The organism is Nostoc sp. XA010 (genome assembly GCF_020829625.1).
Lineage (GTDB): Bacteria > Cyanobacteriota > Cyanobacteriia > Cyanobacteriales > Nostocaceae > Nostoc.
This window is the reverse complement of record NZ_JAIVFX010000071.1, coordinates 1-12,273: the sequence shown is the minus strand read 5'-3', so window position 1 is coordinate 12,273 and position 12,273 is coordinate 1. Positions and strand designations below refer to the sequence as shown.

16 protein-coding genes and 4 pseudogenes are annotated in these 12,273 nt (G+C 41.6%); 6 read left to right on the top strand and 14 right to left on the bottom strand.

Annotated features, from left to right (window positions below):
* On the top strand, positions 1-278 hold a 278-nt coding region (locus LC608_RS34545; RefSeq protein ID WP_374108488.1), incomplete at its 5' end, for a hypothetical protein.
* 302 nt (positions 279-580) lie between these two features.
* The gene (locus tag LC608_RS34540) at positions 581-841 is read left to right on the top strand and encodes a transposase (RefSeq protein ID WP_229557863.1); all 261 of its coding nucleotides are present in this window, start codon (positions 581-583) and stop codon (positions 839-841) included.
* A 403-nt stretch (positions 842-1,244) separates the two neighbouring features.
* Here LC608_RS34540 and LC608_RS34535 read toward each other — a convergent pair whose 3' ends face one another.
* The 5 genes and pseudogenes from LC608_RS34535 to LC608_RS34515 form a co-directional block, all read right to left on the bottom strand.
* On the bottom strand, positions 1,245-1,421 hold the full coding sequence (locus LC608_RS34535) for a hypothetical protein (protein ID WP_229557862.1): 177 nt from the start codon (positions 1,419-1,421) through the stop codon (positions 1,245-1,247).
* A gap of 5 nt (positions 1,422-1,426) precedes the next feature.
* Positions 1,427-1,600, bottom strand: a complete 174-nt coding sequence (locus LC608_RS34530; protein WP_229557861.1) for a DUF6516 family protein — start codon at positions 1,598-1,600, stop codon at positions 1,427-1,429.
* 199 nt (positions 1,601-1,799) lie between these two features.
* Complete coding sequence (locus tag LC608_RS34525) at positions 1,800-2,090, bottom strand: hypothetical protein (RefSeq protein WP_229557860.1); 291 nt, start codon at positions 2,088-2,090, stop codon at positions 1,800-1,802.
* 248 nt (positions 2,091-2,338) lie between these two features.
* A pseudogene (locus LC608_RS34520) lies at positions 2,339-2,923 on the bottom strand (abortive phage infection protein); the annotation flags it as partial.
* 57 nt (positions 2,924-2,980) lie between these two features.
* A complete protein-coding gene (locus tag LC608_RS34515) occupies positions 2,981-3,127 on the bottom strand; it encodes a hypothetical protein (protein ID WP_229557859.1) in 147 nt (48 codons plus the stop codon).
* Positions 3,128-3,523: 396 nt separating this feature from the next.
* On the opposite strand from LC608_RS34515, the gene LC608_RS34510 reads away from it, so the two are divergent.
* Positions 3,524-3,799 (top strand): hypothetical protein, encoded by a 276-nt coding sequence (locus LC608_RS34510; RefSeq protein ID WP_229557858.1) that lies wholly within the window; start codon positions 3,524-3,526, stop codon positions 3,797-3,799.
* Positions 3,800-4,251: 452 nt separating this feature from the next.
* Positions 4,252-4,455 carry a CopG family transcriptional regulator gene (locus tag LC608_RS34505; RefSeq protein WP_196522260.1) on the top strand — a complete coding sequence of 68 codons (204 nt, stop codon included), beginning with the start codon at positions 4,252-4,254 and terminating at the stop codon, positions 4,453-4,455.
* 279 nt (positions 4,456-4,734) lie between these two features.
* Here the strand turns inward: LC608_RS34505 and LC608_RS34500 are convergent, their stop codons facing one another.
* Positions 4,735-4,974: a hypothetical protein gene (locus LC608_RS34500; protein ID WP_229557857.1), complete on the bottom strand. Its 240-nt coding sequence runs from the start codon at positions 4,972-4,974 to the stop codon at positions 4,735-4,737.
* Positions 4,975-5,240: 266 nt separating this feature from the next.
* Here LC608_RS34500 and LC608_RS34495 point away from each other — a divergent pair, with 266 nt between their 5' ends.
* The gene (locus tag LC608_RS34495; protein WP_229557856.1) at positions 5,241-6,743 is read left to right on the top strand and encodes a Rieske 2Fe-2S domain-containing protein; all 1,503 of its coding nucleotides are present in this window, start codon (positions 5,241-5,243) and stop codon (positions 6,741-6,743) included.
* Between the two features lie 169 nt (positions 6,744-6,912).
* Here LC608_RS34495 and LC608_RS34490 read toward each other — a convergent pair whose 3' ends face one another.
* From LC608_RS34490 to LC608_RS34475, 4 genes and pseudogenes are all read right to left on the bottom strand, one after another.
* Positions 6,913-7,266 (bottom strand): glycosyltransferase, encoded by a 354-nt coding sequence (locus LC608_RS34490; protein WP_229557855.1) that lies wholly within the window; start codon positions 7,264-7,266, stop codon positions 6,913-6,915.
* Positions 7,267-7,409: 143 nt separating this feature from the next.
* Positions 7,410-8,741: a Rieske 2Fe-2S domain-containing protein gene (locus LC608_RS34485; protein WP_229557854.1), complete on the bottom strand. Its 1,332-nt coding sequence runs from the start codon at positions 8,739-8,741 to the stop codon at positions 7,410-7,412.
* A 43-nt stretch (positions 8,742-8,784) separates the two neighbouring features.
* A pseudogene (locus tag LC608_RS34480) lies at positions 8,785-9,064 on the bottom strand (winged helix-turn-helix domain-containing protein); the annotation flags it as partial.
* Positions 9,065-9,070: 6 nt separating this feature from the next.
* Positions 9,071-9,643, bottom strand: a complete 573-nt coding sequence (locus LC608_RS34475) for a hypothetical protein (RefSeq protein WP_229557853.1) — start codon at positions 9,641-9,643, stop codon at positions 9,071-9,073.
* Positions 9,644-9,796: 153 nt separating this feature from the next.
* On the opposite strand from LC608_RS34475, the gene LC608_RS34470 reads away from it, so the two are divergent.
* Positions 9,797-10,699, top strand: coding sequence for an NAD(P)-dependent oxidoreductase (locus tag LC608_RS34470; protein ID WP_229557852.1), 903 nt, complete (start codon positions 9,797-9,799; stop codon positions 10,697-10,699).
* A gap of 63 nt (positions 10,700-10,762) precedes the next feature.
* Here the strand turns inward: LC608_RS34470 and LC608_RS34465 are convergent.
* The 4 genes and pseudogenes from LC608_RS34465 to LC608_RS34450 all read right to left on the bottom strand — a co-directional run.
* A pseudogene (locus tag LC608_RS34465) lies at positions 10,763-11,086 on the bottom strand (P-loop NTPase); the annotation flags it as partial.
* Positions 11,076-11,240, bottom strand: coding sequence for a HEAT repeat domain-containing protein (locus tag LC608_RS34460; RefSeq protein ID WP_229557864.1), 165 nt, complete (start codon positions 11,238-11,240; stop codon positions 11,076-11,078). The gene LC608_RS34460 and the pseudogene LC608_RS34465, both read right to left, overlap by 11 nt.
* A gap of 137 nt (positions 11,241-11,377) precedes the next feature.
* Positions 11,378-11,722: a hypothetical protein gene (locus tag LC608_RS34455; RefSeq protein ID WP_229557850.1), complete on the bottom strand. Its 345-nt coding sequence runs from the start codon at positions 11,720-11,722 to the stop codon at positions 11,378-11,380.
* Between the two features lie 117 nt (positions 11,723-11,839).
* Positions 11,840-12,148: pseudogene (locus tag LC608_RS34450) on the bottom strand (alkanesulfonate monooxygenase); the annotation flags it as partial.
* Positions 12,149-12,273: the final 125 nt, after the last annotated feature.

Below are 12,273 nucleotides of genomic sequence, written 5' to 3'. Positions count from 1 at the left end.
CCGAAGCCATACCCGTTTATTTACTTTTATCAAATAGAGTGAACTCTCTTAGACTAATTCCCCTAGTTTCTTCACTCATTGACATCTATTGGCTTTTAGTCTGCGATCGCCCCGTGATCGATTACGATGCAACATTGATAGAGTTGTGTGAATTATTTGCAGACAAGACTGGCAATTGGGTGGGTCAAAGTGCAATGTGTCGTGCCTTACAGAAATTAGGATTAAATCGGAAAAAAAAACAAAGCGGAGTACCCAAGCGGGCACAGAGAGAGTTCTAAATTTAAGATTAGATTATTGGGAAAAGGTCAAACATATAGAGCCAGAAAACTTAGTATTTTTGGATGAAACTGGGGTTCTACTTGGGTTAATGAGGACTCATGCGCGTTCACAAATGGGAACAAGAGCTTACTCTCTTAACCCCTTCTTAATTAGGCTCAAAAGTTACAGTAATTGGAGCAATTAGTATTAACAAAGTAGTTGTATTAATGACAATGAATGGTTCAATGGACGGCATTGCATTTTTGTTTTATTTGTTGAGAAGTTTTTAGTACCACATTTATGATCAGGAGCAGTGGTAGTAATGGATAATTTATCTGCACATAAACTAGATTCAATTGTGCCAATGATTGAAGCTGTAGGTGCGAAAGTTATTTGTTTATCCTCATACTCCCCCGATTTTAATCCAATTGAGCTATGGTGGTCACAACTTAAATCTTTTCTACGCAGTTTTGCTCCAACCACAACAGAAATGGTTGATAAGCTAATCTCAGTTGCACTCGAATTAATAAATCCTCAACATTTAAGAAACTGGTTTGCTAGTTGCTGCTACTGTACCTCATAACAGCCGTAGATGCTGTATTCCTGCTGAACGGCTAAATCCTGCTCGTTCATACAATATCAGACGAAAGGGCTAAACCCAAAAATCAGTTGATTCTCGTTTGCTGCTATGGCTGTCTTTGGAGCGCAGTTATCAAGAAAGGCAGAGGGCAGGAGGGAACAAGGGTCTAAAACCCCGCCGTCTACACGGCGCTTACAATTGGGCGGGGTCTGAATCCCCGCCCAATTGTTCCTTCTGCCTTCTGCCTTCTGCCCTCTGCCTCCTGCCTTCTTCAACAGAATTGCGACGTTATTTATCAAGCCCAGCGTGACTGTGGCGGCGATTGGGTTGGGTTTTACGGCTGGGGTATCTGGAAAATTGTTGGTTCAAAAAGGAGAATAAGTTAGTGCAGAAGTCTAAACCATCACTATGCTTCGAGGTGTACAAGCGCTGTGTCCCGAAATAACCCCAATGGTACAGGAGTTGGTCGGAGCAATTCAAGAAATTGTTGCAACTCCCGACCGACATTTGTCAAGCGATCACTGAAGACAAAAGGGATATATCTAATGTGTATACCTCCGTTGGCAACGTCTGCCGTAGGCATCGCACTTATACTAATATTTTCTCAATTTCTTTTAGGATCTCAGCTAAAAAAGGAGCATCTGATTTAACGATATTATCCTCACTACAATCATGTTTATGATGAGGAAAGGTAGTCAGATTTAATTTTCGGTGATGTTCAGTATTGTCATAGCGAAAAATTAGATTATTCTCTGAGTTCATATATTAATAACTATACATTTTTCTATCTGGGGATATTTTAACATAAACAAATTCCCTTAGATGCCGCAAGGAGTTATCTTTAAATTCGAGTTTGGCTCTGATAAATCCTTCATATATTCCTCTTTTTTCAGTTTTTACATGGAATAATTTAACTATTTCTGAGGATTTAACTAAAAGCTGAATTTTCTGAAAATAATCTTCAATCAACAAAATCAATCTCCTCTATCGACTCTTTTGTTTCTTGTAAATGTGCCAATATTCGAGCTTCTCCAATCCACTCATCAAAGTCAAAATTATGGGATAATTCATCATTATTAAACTGAGTAATAAATTCCTGAGTCGATAATTGATATTTGGTTTCAAATTCCTGAATCCGTTCTTCTGTTCTTTTGATTCCTGCTGTCACACTCTGTAATCTTTCTGACAAAGCACTTTGAATAATGCGTCTGAGGGAATCTGGATCTTTTGACCGGAGTTTGATTTCAGCCATTATTTCTCCTCTCTTGCTACTGTTGAATTAACAAAATAGTCCTTGAATGAGTAGTTGTTATTGTATATGGAAATGGAAAATAATCTGTGAGCAATAGTACTTTTTCGATTTCACAAGTTAGGCTATCACTTAAAAGAGTTATCAGTTAAAACCCAAGGACTTTACGACTTTACTGATAACTGTTTACTGTCCACTCTTAAAAGCCATCGCCCATCCAAAACGAATCTCTCAATAGAAACCTTGTACTATTATTTCTTACCTGCTTGCACACGCCCTTTTGTACCTTGTGTAACCTTCCCTTGTGACTCTGACTTGCTGGAATTGACCATTTGCATCAAGTGCTGATTTAGATAACTTTGTGCAGAGATATACAAACTTTCCCAAATCTCTTGATTACGGCTGATTTTTGTACCGACTGTATTCCCTGCTGTTTTCTCGGATACCAAATATTTGCGGAAATAGTTAGCCCACAGGTGTTGGAGGAAATCTTCAGCGAATTCGTCAAATGGCAGAATCCATTTATAGTCCTTAGAAAGAAATACGCGATAGGACGCAATTATCGGTAGTGCCAAATCGGTTGGCGCACCAAACCCGAATGAATACTTGCTGTCAGGCAACAATGTAGTTTTACATGTATCAATTGATGCTAAATCGTTGGAGCCTTTTCTTCTGGGGCTGCTGATATGTTCTTGGATTATTTCGTACAGTCTTTGCTCTATCCACAAGGCATGAGTTAGCAAAGGCAATAAAGCGGTTAACCGTTCCCTTTCTGCGTCTGTGATGTTACTTGGAAGACTCATCCCTGCTGGGTGTTTGGTTCGTTTATTGCCGTCGGCAAATATTGGCAAACCATTTGAAGACCAACGGGGTTGGTGACAACCTCGTTGAGTTTACTCACCACTCTCATCATCCGATGATCCATCGGATGATGAGAGTGGGGCTGTAATCGAGTCGGTTAAAGCCGCGTCTGTTGAATTGTACGCTACAGAGTGTGAAGCGATCGCTAATTCTGTTGAACTCTCCCAAACTGAACTCAAAGCGTTTTAGCAGTTAGTGAACCCAAAAAATTAAAAGTTGATTTGAGCAAAGGTTTCATAATCCACTGCCGCTATCTCCTAATATTCCTTGACAGCATAGGTCATATTCGTGCGTTCCCCCTGGTACTGCTCAAGGGCAGCGATCGCTACCTAAGAGACAATCAAATGGGAGCATGTCAACTTTGTATAGCAGAGGAAAAAAATGGTCAGTTTTGAGTAACTATCGTCTGAAGGGGTAATTGAGGGGGCTACAGCGATCGAGTTGTATTAACACCAAATCAAGCTGGCTCGAGTCACCCGAAAGCAATTCCGTCATAGACAAACTTGAAGGCAAAATGTCTTGGATTCCCTAATAACTTACTGTATCTTAGGATATCGTTCTTTGTGGAAAGCCAAATGATCCCTATAGATATGCAACGACTTGTCAAAAAAACCTCTAACCCAGTTCGCAAGAAAATAGAAGTAACCCCACCACCGACTGAATCCATTGAGATGCCTGAGAGCCAAAATATTCCTGAAACAATGATTAAATCAAACCCACCTGTGTACATTGAAGTATCAAAATCGGACTACATTTCTGAACACTATGGCCCCCTACGCTCCGTTGACAACTCTGGGTGGCAACCGTCTGATGTGTGGCGAGAGTTGAGGGTTGATGATTTCTGTGGGTAATTAATGCTCCTAGAAAATTTTCTAGCTTGCTTAAGCTTTCGTTAAGTTATAGAGTTAAATATAGTGCTTGAATGAAAGTCTATATCCAGAGTAGTTAGTCAATTTCACCTTTGGGTAAAGAGCAAATGAATATTAGATGCAATTGTATGAAGATAAGGTTTACTAAATTCAATTGGCAATACTTGCTGATTATACGCCTCTTGCAAGGCTCACTTCGATTGCGCTTTGCTTAACAATATTTACAAAAAATACAAGCTCGTTTCAAATATTTTAAAGTTCATATAGATGATTTATCAGTGAAGTTTTGGATTATAAGTAAATACCCAGGAGAAGATGTGCTAAAAATGTTTTTACGGCAAGTATGCTGTGGTTAACATCTATATATTTGTTAAGTATTGCACTTGGCATTTAAAGTCTAGATAATTCATTAAATTTGATCAATAGAGCAAGTCATGAACAAAAAATGGGCTGTCAAACGAATCACAATAAATCTTGCATCAGCTGAAAGCGAAAAACTTGAAAAATATTGTGCAAGTACAGGTAGACCTGCAACTGATGTGATTCGGGAGTTGATTCGCTCTCTCTCCATAACCGAGTTGTCAGCGTCTGAACAGACTACACCTACGCTAAAATATGATGTTCCCATTCTGAAATAATGGCAATTGAATAGCTTGTAACTGTTTGGCGTTATCAAGGTTAAGTAGGTGGGCGCTAAAAAATACAACTAGATTAAGAAATGTAAATTGCTTAAAAGCTTATATTCAAAGCGGTTCTATCGCTTTACATAAGTTTACATAGTTCGCTTTAATTGTGCCTACCTACTTAGACAAGGAAATTCCCAACAACCTAATACTACGATTCTCCAGATCAATCGACTCAAACAGTGTCTTGGCTATCTCAAAAATCGTAGAGAGCTTGCGGGGCGACAAAAAGGGCTAGGATGCAGATAGAATAAGCCTCATAGCCCTCTCTCCTCGCTGGTAGTACTTACGCGCTTCATAACTGGCTGCTGGAACCACGCCTCGTTGATTCGGGCTGCCACCGACTACTAACGGTTTGCCTCGGTAGCTAGGGTTATCCCTCTGCTCTACCGATGCGTAAAATGCATCCATATCTACGTGAATTATTTTCCTAGTTCTAGCGACAGATTCTTGTCCCAAGGGTAGCTCCACCACAAGCAGTCTCGCTTTTCACACCATTTTCAAGGAAGTAAATACAATATCAGTTTTATAGTTTATCAGTACTATCTAAGAGATAAAATTACCTGCTGTCGTTTTGAGCAACTGTCTCCTGAAGGGGTGTTTGAGGGGATACATAGTTTTTATGTCATCAAGCAAGGGAAGAAAGTTTTTTAAGTAGAAAAGAGCGTACCTGGAATTGCAACTATATTAAATATTAAACAGCTCTAACTTTATTAGTTCAAAAACATAAAAGAACACACATGACCACTAAAATAGATTTTCAAGGGGATATGGATAACGCAAGCGTTCCATTGAATCAAAACAAAGAAGAAGTATTTCAATGGACAAAGCAGTGGTATCCTGTAGCAGTTGTGGATTTTCTAGATCCATCTCGCCCACATGCAATACAGTTATTAGGAAAAGATTTAGTCTTGTGGCGAGACAGTTTGAGTAAATGGTCAATATTTGAAGATTGTTGCCCCCATCGACTAGCTCCTCTTTCAGAAGGGCGTGTTGAGTCTGATGGCACACTTTTATGTGCTTATCATGCTTGGCGTTTTGATTCGCAGGGAAACTGTGTGAGCATTCCACAGTCGAAAGATCAGCTGACATCCTCTAAACACTGCTCAAATTCAAAGTCATCTGCAATTAATTATCCAACACAAGAACGGCAGGGTTTATTGTGGGTTTGGGCTGAGTCTGGTTCGGAAGCACAGCTTGAAAGTCAATTGAGGACACCACGAATTATTCCAGAACTTGAAGAAAACTCCGACAGAGTAGTTCATCTATTTTGGAATATACGTGACCTACCCTATGGATGGGACTTTTTCATGGAGAATGTAGCTGACCCAGCCCATGTACCTGTTTCTCACCACGGTATAGTTGGTAATCGGTATAAAGATGCTAATTACTACGATATGCTTTGCATCAAGGAAATGTCTACTCAAGAAGGATTTTCTTTTGAAATTACACCGACTGCCCCCACAATTTCACAAGCGATTCACGACTTCCAACCACCTTGTCAGATGAGGATTGTTTCTACTTCCAAAGATGGTGGTAAGCTGATCCTGGCATTGTATGCTACCCCTACACGCCCAGGGTGGTGTCGTCATATTGGCTGTCAGGTCTTAGTTAAGAACGAGATGGGTAAGACACCTAAAGGATTAGGAGTCTTTGGGCTACCAATGCCAACTTGGCTAGGACATGTTTTGTCATCCTTGTTCTTACACCAAGACTTAGTATTTCTTCATTATCAACAGAAGATTCTAGCTAAACGCCAAAAGGGCCAATGGGTGAACGCAGTTTATACACCCAATCCTCAAGATAAAATGGTAATTACATTTCGCCAATGGTTGGAGAAAAAAGCTGGAGGTAGTATTCCTTGGGCTTCAGGGTGTAATACCGATCTTCCCTCTCTGGAATTGGACAAACAAAAGCTTTTTGACGTCTGGACAACTCATACCCAACATTGCAAAGTTTGCAAAGATGCTTTGAAAAATATTAAACGCCTACAGGTGTTAGCTTACGGGTTATCTATATTGTGCTTATGTGTTGCTGTAATTCTGGATGCTAGAGCCATAGCGTTAAAAGCTACATTAGCCTCTGCAAACCAAATGCCCGCATCACTTTTAAGGGTTTTTCCTCATACAGGATTCTGGTGGGCGCTTGGGGGTGCAACATTATTTGTACTTCTAGGATACTTGCTTAATAAATTTAGTCGCCTATTTTACGTTTACGAGTTTGAACACGCGCACAATGATTAATCTACTCAAGGTGAGTCCTAAGAAAATTTATTCAAAAGGCTCAGTTGGCTAGAGCGTCCAGCCAACTGAGCCTTCTGAATTCCAAACTTCCAAACCAAGTTGTACCTCGTTTGAGAGATGCCAATAGTTTCGCCTATTGCTGTGATTAGCAGATCAGTCCAGAAATATTTTACTCAATTAACCCCAAATGCCGATGGAATACTTCAACAGCATTCGCCACACCATCCTCAGCCCTGATTTTCTCACCTAACTCTTGGGCTTTTCTCTGCATCGCCTCATCATCCAGTACAACTTCAATCGCTGCCGCTAGAGTTTCTTCTGATACCTTGTAGTACGGTATCGGTTGTGGGCTGACTCCCAACCGAGTTAGCTTTTCACCCCAAACTGGCTGATCTGCAAAAAAGGGTACGGTAACTGATGGTATTCCCGCACCTAACACTGCCGCAGTTGTACTTGCTCCTCCGTGATGTACTACTGCTGGCACTTGGGGAAATAACCAATCATGAGGAACTTCCTTGATCATAAACACTCGTATTCTACCGAATCAGGAGTGGCTGTGGGCAACGGAGCGATCGCCAACACTCAAAGATGACCGCAGTTAACAAGCCCTACCTTACGATAAACACCAACAGTAAACACATTCGGGTTATAGCCAATTTTTGATTACTATCTTCGGGCATGGATGTAGTCTACAAAGTAAAACCTCGGACTTAACCACATTTTCAGCCAAGCATAACCTCCTAGACCTAGTAATGCTGTCATAACCAGGGGTAAACCCAACTTCATTTTTAATGCTTCGGGAAGGAGCGCAACAATACTAACAACAATTGCAAAGTAGATCAATAGACCTACCTGCAAACGTTGTACAACTTTCAATGCCCCCCGACAGCTACTACAATGCTGCGTATGCTGTTTGTAGCGATCCAAAACTTGTTCACGATTTTCATTGAGCTTTCTGGTTGTTGCAACACTGATTCTGGCTTCATTCCACGGTAGCTGTCCGTGACAATACTTATCAAACCAATTGCGATACTCAATCACTAACCTATCTGCACTTGTTGGTAGCTTATATGCTGTTTTCCAATCAGAGGATGATTGTTGCTGTTGGAGAAAGTATTCTTGCTGCTGTAGCAACACCATGTCTCCATCTAGAACTTGATTGCGGACACTCACATGGTTCCACCAACGGGGTATTAAACTATGCAATGTTTTGGCAAAGTTTCGGGGAAACTGCGCGACAATACGTGATTTACCCGGCTCTACTGGTAGACAATAGGTAACAAGTCCAACCTGCTTTTGGCCATCTCCAAACATGATGGCATACTCTAAACGACTTGGTGGTTCAAAAGTAATTGTGGTTTGAAAACGTCCAACTGTTGCTGCTTCAATTATATTTGCTGTTGATTGCAAAATTTTGATTGGTATAGGTTGTGCTAGAGTGCGATCGCCTTGCACACCGTGATGAGCAAAAGGAACATGACTTGGATCTGCCACATTTTCTACCAGAGTTTGCCAGTCATACTCTAAATCTCTCACAAAGGAAGACCAAACAAAGCCTTTGCTTGTATCTACTTGCGGCGATAATGGTAACGGTGTCTTAGCCGCTTGTTGGCTCGATTTTACATCTGGCCACACCCAAAGTAAATCCTGTTGCTGACGAGTTGGTAGTGCTACAGTACACAGATTTTCCTGATTCTTGCTAACAAGTTCTGGATTTTCCGCTTGGGGAATATGAGTACAAATTCCTTGCTCATCAAATTGCCAACCGTGATAGCTACACATTAAATTCCCCGTATTCTCATCAATGCGCCCCTCACTTAGGGGAGCAAGGCGGTGGGGACATTGATCTAAAAACACCCGGAAATCTGGGGATGATTTAGGTTTCCAGATAACTAAACGCAGTCCCAAAAGTGTCACAGGTGTTGGTTGGTTGGGATCTAAGTCTTCAACTGGCGAAACTGGATACCAATGCTGAAAAAAGTTGAATTGGGGTTCCATTTTATTATGGGAGCGTTAAATTAAGCTTACTCATATTTTTCTGCTATTCCTGTTCTGAATCAATAATTCGTGGGAAAAAATAACCATTTCCTCTTGCTGTGATAATGAATTCTGGGTCGTTGGGGTCGGATTCTACCTTTGTCCGCAATCGTGAAATATGCACATCTACCACACGGGTGTCTGTACTTATCTCTGGTACAAAGCCCCACAATTGCTGTAATATTTCACCCCTTGAAGAAATCTTTCCCGAATGATTCACGTAACTTCTCTAATAAGCTAAACTCCACACCTGTCAACCGAATGCGTTGCTCATTTTTGTGGACAAGCAGTCATGATGGAGAAGCGATCGCACCTGCGATAATCCTGTGGCTCTTATATGCAGCTAGCACGGCAATATTTTCATTTACTAGCACACTAGGCATAAATATTTGCGGTTGCTTTTCACATACCTCGTTTGCCGAGTGGCCAGCCCATGCTGTTTCCCATTCCATGAGCGCAGGTGCTTTATCTATCTTGAGCCAACGCACATCTGCAATCCTTTTATCTGCTTTTGGCAGCGATGCTGACCGATAGAGCCACTGCGCTTCAAATAATACTGCAAATCCTTCTTGTACAAGGTTAAGTGTGCAAAAGCTGTCCTTAACTCCCCAATTTCCGCTGATACCCGCCTCCAGAAGATTTTGAATCCATTGCAACTGGATTGCAGATGCCTCTGCTCTTACTAGCGTGACGACGTTTGGATAAAAGCGAGGTGTTTCATGTCGGTTGAGCCATAGTACATCCTTAAACTCTCCAGATAGCCCATGTACTCGACAAATCGTATCGCACCAAACGGCGTTGTTGCATACTACTGGTTTAATTCGCTCGTGGGCAAATTGAGATAATTCTGCTTTTTGAGTCATTAAATAGCTTGCTTCTAGAGAATGATGTATGGTAGGTTCCTACTTAGATTAGCTACGATAATTCTATCAATTTACCGTAGTTTTCCTCATAACTCAATCACCAAAATCAGGGAATTAATTAAAAGCTGAATACAGGTAAAAATAAATTTTTCCATGCAAATCCAAACTGTTGGTATTTTAAGTCCAGGTGACATGGGGCAGGTGATCGCATCCGTCCTCAATCAAAATGGATTAACAACTATTGCCGCCCTAGATGATCGCAGTGAACGAACTCGGCAATTAGCAGCCGCAGCCAATATCCAAGATGTGGGTTCCCTCACACAACTGGTAATTGAATCTGATGTGGTGTTATCAGTTTTAGTCCCCGCCGCCGCCGCAGAGGTAGCGAATCTTGTAGCTGAGGTGATAAGTAATGTGGGTAAACAGATTCTTTATGTTGATGGTAATGCGATCGCACCCCAAAAAGTAAAACGTATTGCCCAACTGATTGAATCATCTGGAGCAACTTTTGTAGATGCTTCCATCATTGGCCCACCTCCTAGAGTTCCCGGTCGCACGCGCATCTATGCGTCAGGAAAACAGGCCGATGAATTGCAACAATTGCAAAATTATGGATTGGATATCCGAGTGATTGGCGATGAAGTTGGTCAGGCTTCTGGATTGAAAATGTCTTACGCCGCCCTCACCAAAGGACTGACAGCGATTGGTGCAGAATTACTAATTGCTGCTCATCGTTTAGGTTTGGATGAGCAGCTATGGGAGGAAGTATCTAGTAGCCAACCAGAACTTGCTGCTATTCTCACCCGTTCCATTCCATCCATGACACCAAAAGCACATCGTTGGGTAGGAGAAATGGAAGAGATTGCCGAAACCTTTAAAGAAATAGGTCTGACTGAGTGGATTTTTTATGGAGCAGCCGATGTTTACCGCTTGGTGAAAGATACCTCTTTGGGTAAGGAGACACCAGAAGAGTGCGAGCGTGATCGCCCATTAAGAGACATCATTACTACTCTTTCCGACGAAGCAGCACCGAGTCTATTAGACGAAAATGGCTGATTTTAGGCCATATCTACGATGTTAAAACAAGGCAATTGATTGAAGTTCCTGAAGCTACTAAGCTTAGTCAAGCTGCGTAGACTCATCGTATACCATAAAAGTACTATTTAATGAAATAGCTATTTGTGTAAAAACCTCCCTTGCTGATGAAGTGTATTCACTCATTGCGATCGGATTTCCAGTATCACTACCGCTACAAATGCGGGGATCAATAGGAATTTGTCCCAACAAAGGCGCAAGTAATTCTGCGGCCAGTTGTTCGCCGCCACCACTGCCAAAAATCGGTGTGCGTGAACCACAATCACCGCAAATTAAATAACTCATATTTTCAATGATGCCAAGGACAGGAACACCCACTTGGCGAAACATATATATATTACGTCGTACATCTGCAACAGTACTGCTCCCTTGAGACTATTCTATCTCTTTGAATCTTCTGAATTGCCCGTTGCGCTTGAATGGAAACTTCTTTGTCAGGATCATCTAAGGCTTGTTGCAGTGGGTTAATAACATCAGGATGAGCTAAATTACCAAGTGCGATCGCTGCTTCATTAGTCTACATTTTTCCCAAATGATGAAACCCTTGTAAATAATACATTTGCGCTTTTCTTAGTGCCATTCGTTTAAACCCCTTGGTTAATTCTTGCCCCATCTCCCCCGAAAAAATCGCTCTCATGCTTAATCTGGAACCACAATATTTTCTAAACCCTTTTCTGCTGGTGGAAATTGTGGGTTCATTGCCTCTATAGTGTCTGCGATCGTTCGAGCTACTACTAAGTTACGATACCACTTATTGTTTGCAGGCACGACATACCAGGGAGCATGAGCAGTCGAGCAATTGTTAATCATGTCTTCAAATGCCGCTTGGTAGTCATCCCACAGTACCCGCTCTTTTAAGTCGTTGCTGGAAAACTTCCAATGCTTATCTGGGTCTTGTAACTGACTTTCCAAGCATCGCTTTTGTTCGTCTTTAGAAATGTGAAGGAAAAACTTGATAACAGCAATGTTATTGAGTGTCAGCATGTGCTCAAACTCATTGATTAATTGATTTCACCAGTAATTGCCAAAGAATAATTAGAACAATCGGCAAAATCCAAGGTTTTAGCTGCCGAAACCCTAGTTGATAAAATCGACTTTTTTTCATTTTGAAGCTCCTTCTGCGGTACGTTGTTGCTTAGGAAAATCTTGGTTGGCGACAATTTCACCAAAAGGACTTAATACTTGCTGTTGTGCTGTAGTAGGTAAATTCTGAAGTGGTAAGCGGGGGAAAAGTAATTCAGCTACTCGATAAGCTTCTTCTAAATGCGGATATCCCGAAAGGATGAAAGTTTCAATTCCCAGTTCGGCGTATTCCAACATCCGTGCAGTCACAGTATCGGCGTCTCCTACTAAGGCTGTACCTGCGCCACCTCGCACCAGCCCGACTCCTGCCCAGAGATTAGGACTGACTGGTTGAGTCGATGGGGAGTATTATCTCCCGCACCTCTCAGTTAAATCTGGGCGTGCGACTTTCACCGCACCCAGCTTCCGATGTTCTTAGCTTGCGCCTTTGCTCATGTGTTTGTAATCGTGAC